General features: G+C 54.5%; 16 protein-coding genes. 1 reads left to right on the forward strand and 15 read right to left on the reverse strand.

Annotated elements, in window-relative coordinates; translation table 11 throughout:
* Positions 1 to 38: 38 nt before the first annotated feature.
* From pstB (NFU03_RS05965) to NFU03_RS06015, 11 genes are all read right to left on the reverse strand, one after another.
* Complete coding sequence (gene pstB, locus NFU03_RS05965) at positions 39 to 821, reverse strand: phosphate ABC transporter ATP-binding protein PstB (RefSeq protein ID WP_251636995.1); 783 nt, start codon at positions 819 to 821, stop codon at positions 39 to 41.
* Between the two features lie 11 nt (positions 822 to 832).
* Positions 833 to 1,663, reverse strand: coding sequence for a phosphate ABC transporter ATP-binding protein PstB (pstB, locus tag NFU03_RS05970; protein WP_251636997.1), 831 nt, complete (start codon positions 1,661 to 1,663; stop codon positions 833 to 835).
* A gap of 14 nt (positions 1,664 to 1,677) precedes the next feature.
* Complete coding sequence (gene pstA / locus NFU03_RS05975; RefSeq protein WP_251637452.1) at positions 1,678 to 2,562, reverse strand: phosphate ABC transporter permease PstA; 885 nt, start codon at positions 2,560 to 2,562, stop codon at positions 1,678 to 1,680.
* Positions 2,562 to 3,494 carry a phosphate ABC transporter permease subunit PstC gene (gene pstC, locus NFU03_RS05980; RefSeq protein WP_398289881.1) on the reverse strand — a complete coding sequence of 311 codons (933 nt, stop codon included), beginning with the start codon at positions 3,492 to 3,494 and terminating at the stop codon, positions 2,562 to 2,564. The genes pstA and pstC overlap by 1 nt, the downstream gene beginning before the upstream one ends.
* 39 nt (positions 3,495 to 3,533) lie before the next feature.
* Entirely contained in the window at positions 3,534 to 4,442 is a 909-nt protein-coding gene (locus NFU03_RS05985) for a phosphate ABC transporter substrate-binding protein PstS family protein (protein ID WP_285835418.1), read from the reverse strand.
* Between the two features lie 188 nt (positions 4,443 to 4,630).
* Positions 4,631 to 5,335 (reverse strand): response regulator transcription factor, encoded by a 705-nt coding sequence (locus tag NFU03_RS05990; protein WP_251637001.1) that lies wholly within the window; start codon positions 5,333 to 5,335, stop codon positions 4,631 to 4,633.
* 118 nt (positions 5,336 to 5,453) lie between these two features.
* A complete protein-coding gene (locus NFU03_RS05995) occupies positions 5,454 to 6,119 on the reverse strand; it encodes a hypothetical protein (RefSeq protein WP_251637003.1) in 666 nt (221 codons plus the stop codon).
* 138 nt (positions 6,120 to 6,257) lie between these two features.
* Positions 6,258 to 7,580: a sodium-dependent transporter gene (locus NFU03_RS06000; RefSeq protein WP_251637005.1), complete on the reverse strand. Its 1,323-nt coding sequence runs from the start codon at positions 7,578 to 7,580 to the stop codon at positions 6,258 to 6,260.
* Positions 7,581 to 7,611: 31 nt separating this feature from the next.
* A complete protein-coding gene (locus NFU03_RS06005; RefSeq protein WP_251637007.1) occupies positions 7,612 to 8,865 on the reverse strand; it encodes a hypothetical protein in 1,254 nt (417 codons plus the stop codon).
* Between the two features lie 20 nt (positions 8,866 to 8,885).
* Positions 8,886 to 9,260, reverse strand: coding sequence for a nucleotide excision repair endonuclease (locus NFU03_RS06010; protein WP_251637009.1), 375 nt, complete (start codon positions 9,258 to 9,260; stop codon positions 8,886 to 8,888).
* Positions 9,261 to 9,385: 125 nt separating this feature from the next.
* Positions 9,386 to 10,180, reverse strand: a complete 795-nt coding sequence (locus tag NFU03_RS06015) for a VLRF1 family aeRF1-type release factor (RefSeq protein WP_251637010.1) — start codon at positions 10,178 to 10,180, stop codon at positions 9,386 to 9,388.
* Between the two features lie 193 nt (positions 10,181 to 10,373).
* On the opposite strand from NFU03_RS06015, the gene NFU03_RS06020 reads away from it, so the two are divergent.
* The gene (locus tag NFU03_RS06020) at positions 10,374 to 11,075 is read left to right on the forward strand and encodes a YjjG family noncanonical pyrimidine nucleotidase (RefSeq protein ID WP_251637012.1); all 702 of its coding nucleotides are present in this window, start codon (positions 10,374 to 10,376) and stop codon (positions 11,073 to 11,075) included.
* Between the two features lie 50 nt (positions 11,076 to 11,125).
* On the opposite strand, the gene NFU03_RS15715 is transcribed toward NFU03_RS06020, so the two are convergent.
* The 4 genes from NFU03_RS15715 to NFU03_RS06040 all read right to left on the reverse strand — a co-directional run bounded on the left by NFU03_RS15715 (position 11,126) and on the right by NFU03_RS06040 (position 16,366).
* A complete protein-coding gene (locus NFU03_RS15715) occupies positions 11,126 to 12,118 on the reverse strand; it encodes an SEC-C metal-binding domain-containing protein (protein ID WP_285835419.1) in 993 nt (330 codons plus the stop codon).
* A gap of 69 nt (positions 12,119 to 12,187) precedes the next feature.
* A complete protein-coding gene (locus tag NFU03_RS06030) occupies positions 12,188 to 13,756 on the reverse strand; it encodes a sensor domain-containing diguanylate cyclase (protein ID WP_251637014.1) in 1,569 nt (522 codons plus the stop codon).
* A 96-nt stretch (positions 13,757 to 13,852) separates the two neighbouring features.
* A complete protein-coding gene (locus tag NFU03_RS06035) occupies positions 13,853 to 14,773 on the reverse strand; it encodes a patatin-like phospholipase family protein (RefSeq protein WP_251637015.1) in 921 nt (306 codons plus the stop codon).
* A gap of 390 nt (positions 14,774 to 15,163) precedes the next feature.
* Positions 15,164 to 16,366: an MFS transporter gene (locus NFU03_RS06040; protein ID WP_251637016.1), complete on the reverse strand. Its 1,203-nt coding sequence runs from the start codon at positions 16,364 to 16,366 to the stop codon at positions 15,164 to 15,166.
* Positions 16,367 to 16,380 lie beyond the last annotated feature (14 nt).

Here is a 16,380-nt window from a genome sequence, read left to right on the forward strand (position 1 = left end):
AGGGCGGCTTTTTCTGTTCTCTCGACTGTGAAGCTGGCTCAGCCGAATTTTCCGGATATGTAATCTTTCGTTTCCTCGTATACCGGGCTGTTGAAGATCATCTCTGTCCTTCCGGTCTCCTTCACTTCGCCATTCAGGAAAAAGGCGGTGCGGTCCGAGATACGGGCTGCCTGCTGCATATTATGAGTGACGAGGACGATCGTGAACTGGGTTTTCAGTGACTGGATGAGCCGTTCGATCTTCGCACCTGATATCGGGTCAAGGGCGGATGTCGGTTCGTCCATGAGCAGGATGTCCGGTTTTGTTGCGAGCGCGCGGGCGATCATAAGCCGCTGCTGCTGACCGCCGGACAGGCTGCCGGCCGGTTTGTTCAAGGTGTCTTTCACTTCATCCCACAGCGCGGCAGACTGGAGGCACGACTCGACGAGTTCATCCAGTTCAGCTTTTCGCACTTTTCCGTGGATGCGCGGACCGTAGGCGACGTTGTCGTAGATCGAGAAAGGAAATGGGCTTGCGTGCTGGAACACCATGCCGACCTGTTTCCGCAAGGCAACCGTATCCTCTGCAGGTTTCGTGATATCTTTCCCGCCGATCCAGATTTCGCCGGCGGTTCGTGTGTCCGGGATGAGGTCGTTCATGCGGTTCAGCGACCGCAGGAACGTCGATTTCCCACAACCGGAAGGACCGATCAGTGCGGTGATCTCGTTCTGTTCGACGGAAAGCGTGATGCCTTTCAGCGCTTCATGGCTGCCGTAATAGAACCGAAAGTCTTCCGTCCGTATAGCGGGTGTCAAGATATGCTCAGCGGCTGCTTGTCTCATAACGCTTCCTCCTATCCGATCTGTCCGGAGATGTATTGCCGGGTCTGTTCGCTCCGGGGATTGCTGAAGATTTGTTCGGTCGGTCCGTGTTCGACCATCCGGCCCATATAGAAATATGCCGTCTCGTCCGAGATCCGTCTCGCCTGCTGCATGTTATGGGTGACGATGATGATGGTGATCTCCTTTTTCAGCTGTCCGATCAATTCCTCTATCTTCGCTGTCGACACGGGGTCGAGGGCGGATGCCGGTTCGTCCAGAAGCAGGACGTCGGGCTGCATGGCGAGTGCGCGGGCGATGCAGAGACGCTGCTGCTGACCGCCGGAGAGCCGGAGTGCAGACTGGTGCAGAAAATCTTTGACTTCATCCCATAAGGCTGCTTTCCGCAAGCTGTCTTCGACGATCCGGTCGAGTTCTTTCTTCTTTTTCACGCCATGGCGTATCGGTCCATAGGCGACATTCTTGTAGATCGACTTCGCGAAGGGCACGGGACGCTGGAACACCATGCCGATCTGTTTGCGGACTTCGAGCACATTCACCTGCCGGCTTTGCAGCTCGATGCCGTCGTAGCGGATCTCCCCTGCCATCCGGCAGCCTTCGATACTGTCGTTCATCCGGTTGAGTGCACGCAGGAAGGTCGACTTGCCGCATCCTGAAGGTCCGATGAGTGCTGTAACTGTGTTCTTCTTGAACGTCAGGCAGACGTCACTGACCGCCTGATGGTCTCCGTAGAAGACGGAAAGCCGGTCAGTTTCCAGTTTGGGGCGTGTCAGTTCCGGTCCGGTCAGTGCTGTGACGTGTGTCTGTGAACTTAGTACGCGGCTTGGGACTGCAACTGTCTGCATAATGATTCTCCTCTCTAGCTTGCACTCATTTTCTTGAAGACGAACCGGCCGACGAACCGTGCCGACAGGTTGAACAGCAGGATCGACAGGATCAGCAGCGCGGCGGCACCGTCCGAGATGGCGGATGCGTCCGGCATGATGCCTTCCCCGTTGATCTTCCAAATATGTACGGCCATCGTTTCGGCAGGGCGGAACGGGTTGAGCGGTGACACGGGCGAAAGAGGATTCCAATCCGTGAAGTCGAGCGCCGGCGTACTCATGCCTGCCGTATAGATCAGTGCAGCTGCTTCTCCGAATACGCGGCCTGCCGCCAGGATGATCCCTGTTATGAGGCCGGGAAGTGCTGCAGGCAGGACGATGTTTGTGATCGTTTCCCACTTCGAGAAACCGAGCGCCCATCCTGCTTCCCGCTGAGTGCGCGGCACGCTCTGGATCGATTGTTCAACGACCCGTACGAGCAGCGGCAAGTTGAACACGGACAATGCGAGTGCCCCGGAAATGATTGAGAACCCCCATCCCATGTAGATGACGAAGAACAGGAATCCGAACAGTCCGACGACAATGGACGGCAGCGATGACAGCACTTCAACTGAAATCCGGATGCTGCGCGTCAACCAGTTGTCCTTCGCATATTCCGCCAGATAGATCCCTGCCCCGAGTGCGACAGGCAGCGAAAAGACGAGCGTCAGTACAAGCAGGTAGAACGAGTTGAACAGCTGCGGCCCGACTCCTCCGCCCCCTTTGAAGATCTGCGGCGGTGAGGTGATGAATTGCCAGCTGAGCATCGGGAACCCCTTGACGAACACATAGCCGAGAAGTCCGGCGAGCAGCGCGAGGATCACCCCGGCTACAGCGTATAATCCGGCAGTCGCGAGCCGGTCGGCCTGTTTTGCAGACATCATTGCGGTTTCCCCCTTCCGATCCATCGGACAGCGATCGTGAATGCGAGTGACATGAGGAGCAGGATTAGTGCCAGTGTCCAGAGTGCATTGTTCTCAGCGGTACCAAGCACGGTATAGCCCATACCCATCGTCAGGATGCTCGTCAGCGTTGACGCCGGCTCGAACAGCGAGTGAGGGATCACCGAAGCATTCCCGATGACCATCTGGACGGCAAGTGCTTCACCGAACGCGCGCGCCATCCCGAAGATGACCGCCATCAGAAGTCCGGGTTTCGCTGTTTTCAGGATCACTTTATAGATCATCTGCCAGCGCGTCGAACCGAGTGCAAGCGATGCTTCACGCAACGAGCGCGGGACTGCCTGGATGGCATCGAGTGCGAGGCTCGTGACCGTCGGCAGGATCATGACGGACAGGACGATCGTACCCGCCGCGATCCCGAATCCGCTTCCCGTTACATGATCCCGCAGAAGCGGGACGACAACACTGAGACCGATGAATCCATAGACGACGGAAGGGATGCCGACGAGCAGTTCGATGACCGGCTGCATCACTTTCCTGCCGGCTTTCGGTGAGATTTCACTCATGAAGAGCGCTGCCCCGATCGCAAGCGGCGTACAGATCAGTGCAGACAGACCTGTTACGGCAAGGGAGCCGGTGAGGAATGGCAGTGCTCCGATGATCGGGCTGCCTCCTTCGTGTTTCTGACCCGGGTTCCACGTGCTTCCCGTGAAGAATTCCTTGACACTCCCGCCGTTCACGAAGAACGTCGAGAGCCCTTTCGAGATGACGAGGAAGAAGATTGCTGCGGTCAGAAGTGCGGTCAGCAGAACGGCGGCAAAGGTGAGCCCTTTGCCGAACCGTTCTGTCCGCAGTTTGCTGCTTTTCTTGAATAACGGATGTTCCGTTTCCTTTACCAGCTTGGCCATCATCCGTTCTCCTTTCTGTAGTGCGTATACGTCTTCATGTAATTATTTTTTGTCGATTTTACCTTCTGCATCCCGTTCGACTTTCATACCTGTCACTGGCAGATAGCCCATTTCAGGAAGCAGTTCATCTTGCACGTCTTTCGAGAGGATGTAATCGATCAGCTCTTTCGCGAGTCCATCCGCTTCACCGTTCGTATACATATGCTGGTATGCCCAGATTTCCCAATTGTTCGTTTCGACTTCTTCCTGTGTCGGGGAGACGCCATTCACTTTCAAAGCGGTGACCGAGTCATCGAAATACGAGAATGCGAGGTAGCTGATGGCGCCTGGTGTTTCACTTACAATCTTCTTCACAGTTCCGGAAGAGTCCTGCTCCTGTGCTTCGATCGGCTCTTTCCCCTGCAGTCCGAATGTTTCGAAGGTTGCCCGTGTTCCTGAACCCTGTGCGCGGTTGATCACGGAGATATCCTGGTCTTTCCCGCCGAGCTCTTTCCAGTTCGTGATCTTGCCGGTGAAGATGTCAATCAATTCTTCCGTAGTGACATCTTCAACACCTGTCTCCGGATGGACGACTGGGCCCATTCCGACGACCGCTACTTTATGGTCAACAATTTTACTTGCATCGATTCCGTCTTTTTCTTCAGCGAAGATGTCAGAGTTCCCGATATCGACAGCGCCTTCACTGATCTTGCTGAGTCCGGTCCCGCTCCCTCCGCCTTGTACGTTAATGACAGCTCCGGGGTGGTCAGCCGCGTACTGTTGGGCAGCTGCTTCGACCAGAGGCTGAAGGGCGCTTGAGCCGACTGCTGTAATCGTGCCTGTCTGTTCTGCAGGTTTGTTCGCATCCGCTGTGTTATCGGCTTCGTCCGCTTTTGTCGAACTGCAGGCTGATGCCAGTCCGGCACACAATAGAATGCTTGCTGCAAATGATAGACGATTTCTTTTCTTCAATCTGAATCCCACCTCGAAAGTTTTTTTACAGCTGTCCGATCTGCTGTACCTTTACTGTAACGGCTGAACGTTAAGGACAAGTGGAGGCTCTGTAAAGACTATGTAAAGATTCAGTTTACGAGAGTTTACATAGAAAAAACCGCCGTGGCAGGCGGTTTTGAAAGAATATGTATGTACAGATGAATAGGTCAGCTCTTGACCTGTTCCATTTTATAGCCGAACCCCCGTATGGTCTTGATGTACATCGGCTGCTTCGTATCCGGCTCGATCTTTTCGCGTAAATGACTGATATGGACGTCGACGATCCGGGAATCGCCCGTATATTCGTAGTTCCAGACGGCATCGAGCAGCTGTTCCCGGTTCAGCACTTTTCCGCTGTGGCGGGCGAGATACAGCAGCAGTTCGAATTCCTTCGGGGTCAGGTCGATCGGCTGACCTGCCATTTTGGCTTCTATCCGTTCCGGGTAGATCATGAGCTGCCCGATGACGAACGGTGCGTCCTGTCCCTGCGGCTGGGCACCCTTCACGAGTTCGGAACGGCGCAGGATCGCTTTGACACGCGCGACGACTTCCCGGGGGCTGAACGGCTTCGTCAAATAATCGTCTGCGCCGAGTTCCAGTCCGAGGATCTTGTCGAATTCGTCGGTTTTCGCGGTCAGCATGAGAATCGGTGTATGGATTTTTTCCTGGCGCAGCGTTTTGCAAACGTCCATGCCGTCCATCCCTGGAAGCATAAGATCGAGGACGAGTAGATCCGGCTGCTCTTCGTTCGTCATCCGGAGCGCTGTCTTGCCGTCATGGGCGACAATGACGGCGTAGCCGGCCTGTTCCAGATTGTACTGCAGCAGTGTGGCAATCGATGGTTCGTCTTCAACAATGAGGACTTTCTTCATAACGATCCGCTCCTTCAGTGTTAGGTGTGCGATAAATCCCGTCTGTTCCATTCCACTGTAGCGGGTGACCGCTGAATTGTCCACTGAAATTCGCAAACGCCTGCCGGTCGTATATCGTTCATCGGTTTTCGAGCATGAGCAAGTGTGCTCTCAGTTCGGAATCGATATGGCCGAGCTGATAGACGCCGATCCTTCCATCCTTCTTGCTTATGAACGCTCTGCCCTCGACCGGAAACTGTTCCGTTTCCAGCCCGGGTGCCGACACTTCGACGACGGCATCGATTGTAAATTGGTTATCAGCTGTTTGTATATCACTTTGAGTGACCTCCAGCTTTACCGGTTTCATCTCAAAAACTGCATCGTTGAAAAAATCATATTGGAAAGCTCCTGCTGAGATGAACTGGTTGAGTGCATCTTCCGTAAAAAAAGGACCGTATACCTGTTTCACATAGGCTTTGTAGATCATTATGTTCTCCTGCTGTTCAACAGCCGTGTTATCTACCCCTTCCATGACCGCCTGCATCAGCTCCTGATACTTCTTATCGGGGCCAGTCAGCTCGAGTCTTGTGACTTGTTCGATATGCTGGACGGCAGTCTCCCTGGTGAAGCTGACTTCCGTCTTTTCCGGCGCTTTCACTTCCGGCTTCTCATCGACCTTCTCATCGACCTTCTTTTCTATCGTCTCTTCCCCGCGTTCCTCTTCCGCAGGTGAACAGCCCACTGCCGCTAAACAGATGCTCAGCATACCGGCCAGCATAAACCCTTTACACACAAACCCTGGCATAGCAATACCTCCTTCCTATTCGCTCTCCCTCTGATGAAGCATCCATCAGGAACACGCTTTGCCAGGTGGAAAGGTTTCAATATTTCGTCATTTGCAGACAAAAAAAACCCGACGTCCGTAGACACCGGGCTGCGTGGTTTATAGGTCGATCGCCCACGCCAGGAAAATGATGACGATGGCCGCCGGGACGATATAGCGGATCAATGCTTTCCAGATTTTATGGAGCAGCGGGTTCATCTGCAATTCTTCAGCGGTGTCGCGGCTGCTGAGTACATAACCTGCGAACAGCGATACCGCAAGCGCACCGATCGGCATTGCGATCCGGCTCGTCAGCAGGTCGGCGAAATCGAATATCGATCCGCCGAACAGCTGGATGCCGCTCAACTTCCCGAATGACAAGGCACTCGGAATGCCGACGACGAAGATAAGTCCGCCGAACATCCAGGCGGCCCTTCTCCTCCGGTCGTGCCTGCTGCGGATGCCCGTCGAGACGACGATTTCGAGCATCGCAATCGCTGACGTCAGTGTGGCGAACAGCATGAGAATGAAGAACACGATGAGGAAGAACGAGCCGAACGGAATTTCGTTGAAGATGGCCGGCAGCACGACAAATATGAGGCCGGGGCCTTCTGCCGGGGACTGGCCGAGCGCAAATACCGCCGGAAAGATCACAATCCCCGCCAGCAAGGAGATGATGATGTTCAGTAAAGAGACGTTCAGCGCAGATTGGCCGAGCCGTTCATCCTTCTGTAAATATGACGCGTAGGTCATCATCGCCGTCACCCCGACACTGAGGGAGAAGAACGCCTGGCCAAGCGCCAGCAGTCCCGTTTTCCAAGTCAAATAGGACCAGTCCGGGACGAACAGGAATCGGATACCTTCCATCGCGCCGTCCAATGTCAGGGAGCGGATTGCAAGGACGATAAAGAAGACGAACAGCAGCGGCATCATCCACCGGCTTGCCCGTTCCACACCGCCGCGGATCCCGCTTTGGACGATCCAGATTGTCAGCGCGAGGAACGCCGCCTGTGCAACCAGCACCTCGAACGGATCCGCGATGATCCCCTCGAACAGCGCACCGTAATCGTTCCGGGTCAGGCCGCCTGTCAGCGATCGAATCAGATACGACAGAATCCAGCCGCCGACCACACTGTAGAATGACAGGATGATGAAGGACGCAGCAAGGCCGATCCATCCCACCCAGTTCCACCGTCTGCCCGCGGACAAGCGTTCGAACGAAGTTACGGCATCCGCTCCGCCCCTCCTGCCGATGACAAATTCAGCAAGGAGGATCGGCAGGCCGATCGCCAGTGTGCTCAGTATGAACAGCAGCACGAATACGCTGCCGCCATTCATCCCTGCCATGTATGGAAATTTCCAGATGGCGCCGAGGCCGATCGCACTGCCCGCCGCCGCCAAAATGAATCCTATCTTCGAAGTCCATTGTTCCCGTTCGTTCATCTTTCACCCTCGCTTCAAGCAAACCGGCAGTCTACAAGTCATTTAGATTTTTCAGTACGCCTGTCACCGCGTCGACACATTGGTCGGAATCGAGCAGGCCGCACAGCTTATACCGGCGGTCTCCCTGATCGTATACATACACTGGATCCATTGTGATGAACGACACCATTTCGTCGAAGGCTTCTTCCTGCGTCACTGTCGCGATACGCGGCTGTGTGAAGCCTTCGAAAAGCTGGGCCATTTCGTTGGAATCCATATAGTTGAGTACTTCGAATGTCTCCGGTTCAAGCAGCAGGACCAGCTTGCGGCGCAGCGGACCGGGAATCTCCCCGATCTTGCGGCAGACTGCTTCGATGATGCCTGGCTGGCGGAAGACACGATACAGCTCCCAATCGCCGGATTCATTTGCCGCCTCGGCGGACAGGAACCGGATGGACGACTCGGTCACATGCCGCAAGGTCGTTTCATCCAACACGGACGGCGCCTGCGCAGCGATGCTGAACGCTTCGTCCGCACTCACATGGGCGCGGAAGGGCTCCACCGGCTGCCGTTCGAATCGTTCGTCGGAAGGAGCTTCCCAGGACAATAGCGTGCCGGGAAATTGTGCGCCCTGTTCCTCCGTGAAATAAGGCAGTACGGTTCCGTCCTGTGCGATGTGCACTTCGTCGATCGCATAGTAATCGGCGAACCGCTCCTCTTCCTCGATCGGCAGGCGGATGAGCGTCAGCTGCTGACGGACGAGCGGCTCGACCGCTTCCAGCGACAGGTCGAACTGTGAAGACTCGAACTCGTCAGAACCTCTGAGCGGCAGCATAGCTGTCAGCAGACGGCCGTCTGCATCCCACTCGACCTGCAGCTGGGATTCCGTGCTGACAGGAAATCCGCCATAAGACAGCACGGCTTCGAAGCCCGTTTCCGTCCGGTTCGTCACCGTGAGCGTCTCACCGAACGTCAGCCCGGTCTGCATTTCTGCCCATTTCCGGAAGAACACAGCTTTATCGGTATCCTCCGTCAGCGGCACCGCGCCGGATACACCACCGGTAGTCACTGCGAGAATGAGCTGCCTGAACCGAATCGAATAATCGACGGATACGGCACCTACCGGCATAAGTTCCTCTTCACCCGGGGATGCAGCCCCTTCCGGCAGCCAGACTGCGGACAAAATGATGTCCGATCCGCCGAAAGCGGACGGTCTTTCGAAAAAGTCATATGTGTGCAGGCGGCATCGTTGCAGGCCTGCAGCAGATGACACCTGTTCCAGTATCGCTTTAGTTCGTGGATCCAAACCGAAAACCTCCCCGCTGCTTATTCGAAAAATACTTTGTCCGTATTGTATTTTGCGCGCTGCGTGTTGATAATGTATGTTTCGTAAATTTCACGTTCCATCGCATCTTCGACGAGGATGACACCGATCTTGTTCACTTCGTCGCGGTGCGCTTTCAAAGGAGACACGTTGTCTTCCAAGTGCTTTTTGACGCGCGGTCGCAGCTTACGTGCTTTTCCGACGAACAGCAGCTCGTCCTGTTTGTTGTAGAACAAGATGATGCCGCCTTTGTCGCGCGGGATTTCGTGCAGGTCGACAAACCCGTTCACCGGGATGATCGGTGCTTCGGTTGCAGACTGCTTCTGCAGCCGCTGTTCAATTTTTACGTCTACTTCAGGAATTGTAATAGTGATCAATACAGTCACGTCCTATCTCATTTTGTTAGTAATCCTACCACACATTTCCCGAGAATGCGATTTGTCATTACTTTGCGACGTCAAAAAGCCGCCTCTTCTGTCAGAGACGGCTCGTGCGCAGCCGATCAGCTGCCGAAAACTTCATGGAGCACTTTATCGGCACTCGAGTTGTTCAGATTCTTATGGATGAGGCTGTCCGGTTTGTTCGGCAGTGCCGAAGCGAACGATTGGGAGTATTCGGCTTCTCCGACAACATGGATCTCGTCCCAGTGGCGCTCTTTCTTCATCTTACCGATATCATTGGCAAGTGATTTGTAGAACCGCTCCAAGTTCTCTTTCAGGCGGTCGTCCAGATCATCGACATGGCTTCCTCCGGTCCCACGGTTGCCGGAAGGGTTCAGCCCTTTTTGTTCGCGCCAGACGTCGAGCCCCGAGTCGAACGTATACGTGAAATCGTCGGCTACATAGCCCATCGCCGTATCGAGGAAGCGCACATTTCCGAAACTCGGCATGATGATCCCTGAATTCGGATACGCTTTCAGCATGTTCTCCAGTTTGTCGATCACCGGATGGTCCTCCCAGTAGAAGTCCGTTTCAATTGCAATCTTTACATAATGGACAGAGAAAAGTTCAGGATTGGATGAAGCAAAAATAACGACTCCTTTTTTCAAGTCGTTTTGGTTGTTTTCAATTTCTCGTACGACAAGCTCTTTCGCTTTTTTGAAGGATGCCATCTCCTCTTTGTCGTTCGATGCCTGCAAATATTCTTCGAGCCTCTTGAAGCCTGATTTCAATTGGATCTTCCAGGCCCCTTTCTGCTGATCGGGATCTGCCGGGTTCGTGTTCAAGTACACGCTGAGTACACAGCGCTTGTCGCAATGAAAGTCTTTCAGAGTTTGAAGTTCTTCGCCTACTGACATATTCGCTTCGACCTCCTCATGATTTGCTTCACTTATCTGATTACCCCCGACCGGAGAAAGTAAACGGAAAAACCGTCAAAATGTCGAAATATACGTAACTTTCAATCGTCTGCTGTTGCGCTGTCATCTGTTGTTCAGAATTTTTCAGAGTGCTATACTCAGGACAAACTACAATGGACAGGTGATGGTTGTTATGAAGTATGATGTGTTCCTTTTCGATCTGGATGATACGCTGCTTGAATTCGAAACGGGTGAGCGGAATGCTTTCAAGCGGGCATTCACGGAAGCCGGACTCGCGGAAGGGCTTGACGCCTACCGGTCGGAGTACCGAGCGATCAGCAATGTACTGTGGAGAGAGCTGGAAGAAGGGAAAGCGACGATGGCCGAACTGAAAGTGAACCGGTTCCGTCAGCTGTTCGCGAAATTCGGCATCAGCTTGGATGCAGATGAGTTCTCCGAAGCTTACCTGGAACAGCTCGGCAAAGAAGCCCATCTGATCGACGGCGTCATCGACATGCTGGACTCGCTCGGGGATGCCCGGCTTGCGATTGTGACGAATGGCTTCGTCAAGGCCCAGATCGCCCGGATCGCCTGTTCTCCGCTGAACAGACGCTTCGAAGTGATCCTCTCTTCCGAAGAGGCGGGCTATCAGAAACCGCGTCCGGAAATCTTCCATGCGGCGCTCGATCGTCTCGGTGTGACCGACAAATCCCGTGTTCTGATGACGGGTGATTCGCTCACTTCCGATATCCGCGGCGGGAACCGGTTCGGAATCGACACGTGCTGGTACAATCCAAATGGGCTGGAAAACGAAACGGATGCCGTGCCGACTTATGAAATCGCTTCTTGGAACGAGTTCACGTTCGGGAAATCAGCCGCCGGTCTCCGGAGTTGATAAAAAAAGCAGTCCTGCAGTGTGTAAGAAAACACTGCAGGACTGCTTTTTCATTTGTGTTCGTGCATGCGTTCTGCATATTCGGCGAGCCCCGCATAGTAGCGGTTCAGAGAAGACGGTGAGACCCCGAACTGCTCGGCGATCGCCTTGACCGTCAAGCCGAGTGGTTCGAACAGTCCATTCTCCTGGCCATACCGGATAGCGCCTGCCGCGATCGCCACGTCTTTCCGCGCGTTCGGCTGCTCTTCGACCAGATAGTCCTCCACCAGTTCGAGCAGACGGCCGCTCGTTTGGCCGTGCTCTTCGAGAAACGCGGCAACCCGGGCAAGGACCCCCTGCTCGAAATGGGTGAACTCCTCCCCTTCATAGCCGTTTGCAGCGAGCGACTGCCACATTTGCACTGCATGCTGCTGCATGAAAGGCTCAGCGTCCGCGGCCGATCCCGTGAACAATCCGATGAATTCATCGAAAACGGACTGCTGATCGACCGGGAAGAAGATGAGGGTCGACACTGCGAGGACCCCGCCGGCCTCTGTTCCTTCCGGCAGCGTGAAGCACCAGAGATGGACACCGTCCGGAATCGGCTTCTCGGATTCCCGTCGGAGGCGTACTTCCTTGTTGCGCAGCCGGTCCAATACAGTGATGGCGTGTTCGTCAGTGCCTGTCACCTGTCCGAGCAGCGTCTCCGGCACCGCCCAGCTTTCAAGCAGCTGGATGACTGCCGGCCGGATCGTCTTGCGCAATTGCTTTTTCACGAAACCTTCCCAAATATCCGGGCGGTGATGAAAAAAGAATTCATCGAGCGCGATAGCTTCGATCATCTCCACGTTGTACGAACTGCCGAGCGGGGTTTTCCACTCTGCTGCAAATTCCCGGTAATCATCGAAATCCTTCCGCTTCGGATACTCGTCGTAGAACGACTGCAGAATCCGTTCGATTTCTTCCGACTGGACGGCTTCCACGGTCACTTCCTCTTTTTTTGCACAGCACTTCTTATACTTCTTACCGCTGCCGCATGGGCATGGGTCGTTTCTTCCTATCATCTGTCAACACCTGTTTCTCTATAAGCTGTTGTACAGTTTACCATTGTTTCGCCGAATCGGAAAGAGCCGTCAGACGGAAGCGGTCCTGTCGCTGGCGCTGACCACCCGGTTGCGTCCGGTTTCTTTCGCCTCGTACAGGCACTCATCCGCCAGTTCGATCAGCTTGACAATATGGTCGGCGTGGACAGGGAACTCGGCCACGCCTGCTGAAAATGTTACCGGCCGGCCTACCGGGCTCACTGAAGATGAAATATCAATTCTTAATCTGTCGGCAAATCGTGCGGCAGCCAGACTCTCCATTTGCGGCAGTACAATGACAAACTCCTCGCCCCCATAGCGATAGCAGGAACCGTCACTGCCTGTCTGTGCTTTCATCTTGTCAGCAAGGAACTTCAGCACTTCATCGCCCGCTGTATGGCCGAACGTGTCGTTGACCAGCTTGAAACGGTCGATGTCGAGGATGATCAGCGAAAATCCGACTTCCTGTTCCGTGAATACTCGTACCTGTTCTGACAGAGCCCGCCGGTTCAGCAGGCCCGTCAGCGCATCGGTCGAAGACTCCTCGATGAAGTGCTCAACTTTTTCCTTGTATTTACTGAAACTGTCGGTAAGCGCCCGGTCGAGCTGGATCGCTTCCCGGTACCAGGCGCCGCTTTTCAGTGCTGTATGGTCGCCGCCGTTCATCTGGCCATCTGCGAAGCTGGCGAGACGGACGAGCGGCTTGGCGATTTGCGATGCCAGAAAGAGTACCAGCAGTGCAGAAGCGATCAGGAACGGCAATGATTTGAGGACCATTTCAAACACCATCTGTCCCGATGGCGCGAGCGCCTTTTCCGTCGGCCGCTGCGACACGACTCCCCAGCCGGTGAGCGGGATGACAGCATAGCCCGCAAGCATATCGCGGCCGGTGCTGTTCAATAGCTGCATGCTGCCGCTGTTGCCCTTCTTCAGCTGTTCGATGACCGGGTTGCCGGCTGTATGCTCACCGACACGCTCCGGCTGGATGTGGTACATGAGCATCCCGAACCGGCTGACTACATACACATAGGATCCGTCTTCGTAGAAATGCTGACCGAGTATGTTATACAGCACATTCTCCTCAGACAGGTAGATACTCCCGCCGATCAGCCCGGCAGTCCTTCCGTCGCTGTTCACTATCGGCGTGCTGATGAACACGATGAGCCGGCCGGTCTGCGAAACGAACGGTTCACTGATCTCCGGCATGCCCGTATGCAGCGATTTCGTCGTTTCCAGACCTTGGAGCGGCTGCCCGATCAGCCCTTCCACCCTTTTAGATGAGCCCCGGATGATCCCCCGCTGGTCCGTGATCACTACGGAACTGAGCGATTCGGACTGGATGGCAAGCCGTTCCGCTTCCCGGTTCAGTAATTCGGTAGATTGGGTATCCAGCGTATCTTTCAGGGTATCGGCGGAATAGGCAAGCGTCCTTTCCGTACGGAGCAGGTACTCCTCAGTCACTTTCGCCAGTTTTTGCGCATAGGCGGAATTTGTCTCAAGCGTGATATTCTTCAATGCTTCCTGATCGGCGCGGTATCCAGCATAGAGACTGCTTGCAAGCGTGAGTGTTATGGATAACAGTGCTATCAGCAGCAGCAATTGTTTTATCGACATCTTCATCACTGAACACCGCCCTGTCATGTTTCATCCTCTATATGACTATTATACCACGCTCGCTGTCTGATTTGCCGGATAACTAAAAAAATTGTCTGACTGCTACGCCTTTTGACGGATGGTGGGATAACAGAGAGCGGGCATGCTCCGTTCCGCCAGAAACAGCCCTGCCGCCCGTTTGCCGCTTTGGACGAGTGTTTCTTTGTCCTCTTCACTCAGATCGAACTGAACTGCAGAGATTCCTTCTGTAGGAATGAAAAGAATGTCCTTTTCCAGCTGTTTCGGGATATGTTTTTCGTCGTGTGCATCTTTCATCGTTGTAAAGAGGGCTTCGTACAGGTTGAGCCCGTTCCGGATAACTGTTTTCTTTTTCTGGATAGGGTCATGGCTCAGCTTCATGCCGATGACAGGGCGTCGAGTTCTTTCCGTGGATTCACCGAATACCCACAGCGGGAAATTGCTGAGGACGCCGCCGTCGACCGTGACTGAGTTGCCGGCGAGGGAATGCAGGACGACCGGCTCGAAAAAGAAAGGAATGCTTGTGCTCATCCGCAGCGCTCGGGCGACCGGGAAAAATTCCGGCCGCAGTCCGTATTCCTCCAGGTCATCCGGCAGAATGACGAGCTTGCCGTTCGTCAGGTCGGAAACGATGATTTTCAGGGAGCCGTCCGGCAGATCGGCGAATGTGTACACTCCTCTGTCGGCCAGCACGCTGCTGAACCAGTTCTCAAGCGCTACTCCCTTGTAAAGGCCCATTTTCCAATAAAGCTGCAGCCATTTCATGAAAGGCACCGGCATCCATGTTTTCCTGGCATCGAGAAGGCTCGGAAAGTCCTGCTCGAACAGGATATCCTCCATTTCACCAGCGGTATAACCGGACGCGAGCAGGGCGGCGACAATCGCACCGGCACTCGTACCGATCGTATTTTTGAACGTATACCCTCTTTCTTCAAACACTTTGCATGCGCCGACAAGCGCGAGACCCTTCAGGCCTCCTCCGGAAAAAACGCCGTCAATTTCCATCGCAGTATTCCTCTCCCCTCTCCTACTCACTGTAAGAACGACTAGAGGAAAATAGAACAGTTTCTCAATCTCTATTGACAAAGAACCAATACCCGGTTATAATAAATAAGTTAACACACGTTTTGCTGATTGTTGAATACTGGCATTCTGCGGAATGTTTACCGATAATACGTATTCACACTGGCGCGGCTACAGGGCCGCAAGGACGCAAAAGTAGGTAGGGTTTGCGTTGCTTATGTTAGGAAACACCTGCTGGACAACGACCGCGGCAAATGATCGTTGTGACAGATCACAAATTCGAAACCAATCTTTCATCATTGACTATTCGATAATCGGCGAGACAACCTAACAAAGGGACACCCATAACCGGGTGTCCCTTTTCCAATGCATTCATTCGCTTTCCTTGTCCCCTATCAGCAGCGCCAGTACGATCATTCCTATGAACAGCAGGGCGAACAGGGTGATCGTCACCTGGTGTCTGCCCGTCCGGTCATACAGGACACCAATAAGCAGAGGCAGCGTCCCGCCGATAATGAATCCGCCCGTCTGCATCATCGCAGTCCACGTATTCGTTTCCGCTGCGTTCTTCGTTTCGTCGAGCGGCAGCACGAGAGCAATCGGGAACATCCCGCCGAGCGGCAGCCCCATCAGCAGGGCACCGACCCAGAGAAGCGGGATATTGCCTGTGTAGAAAAGACCAACGGCGACCAGGCCGATCGACAGGATGAATAGCAGCCACATCCTCCGGCCGGGGTACTTCTCCATCATGAGCGGTATGGCGATGTTCAGGACGATCTGCACCGCTGTCATGAGACTGACGAGAGTTCCTGCCTGCACGATCGACATTCCTTTTGAAACCGCAATGGGCGCAAGCCAGATGACGATCGAGAAGAAGGCCGCCGACTGCAGGCCGAAGAACAGCAGGAACAGCCAAGCTTTGCCCGTCCGCCACGGTGAACGTCCGGCGTCGGCGGCTGAGGTCTGTTCCACCGGCTGCCGTACAGATTGGCGCACGAGCAGCATGTCGTTTGCTGAGACGAGCCAGGCTGCGAGACCGATGAATGCGAGGACAGCCCATATACTCAGCGCAAACGGATAGGATGCCGTCTTTTCATAAAAGTAGGCGGACAGGCCGGTGCTGAGCGTCGCCCCTGTCCCGAGACCGAATGAATAGATACCGATCACCGCACCTGCGCGCGTCGGGAAGTTCTGTTTGATCATCGCGGACAGCAGCGGGCCTGCTATTGCGATAGCGATTCCAACGCCGATCGACGACGCGAGGAGCACCTTGTACGTCGGGAGGAACTCGCGCACCGCCGTCATGACACCAATCATTAGGATCATGGCGACCATCGTTGCGTTCAGGCCGAGACGCCTGTTCAACACGGGAGCAAGTGATGCAAATACGCCCATACAGACGATCGGCAGTGCTGTCAGCAGGCTCACTTGTGCGTTCGAGAGTTCCAGGTCGGTCCGTATCGTATCGAGCAGCGGACCGATCGACGTCACTGCCGGCCGCATGTTGAGCGACACAGCAAAGATCGCGAGGATCAGCATATACATTTGTTTGGTCGAAAGTGAGTTGGAATCCATAGAATGTCCTTTCT

Origin of the sequence: Sporosarcina sp. NCCP-2716, from assembly GCF_023707985.1 — a bacterium.
GTDB lineage: Bacteria > Bacillota > Bacilli > Bacillales_A > Planococcaceae > Sporosarcina.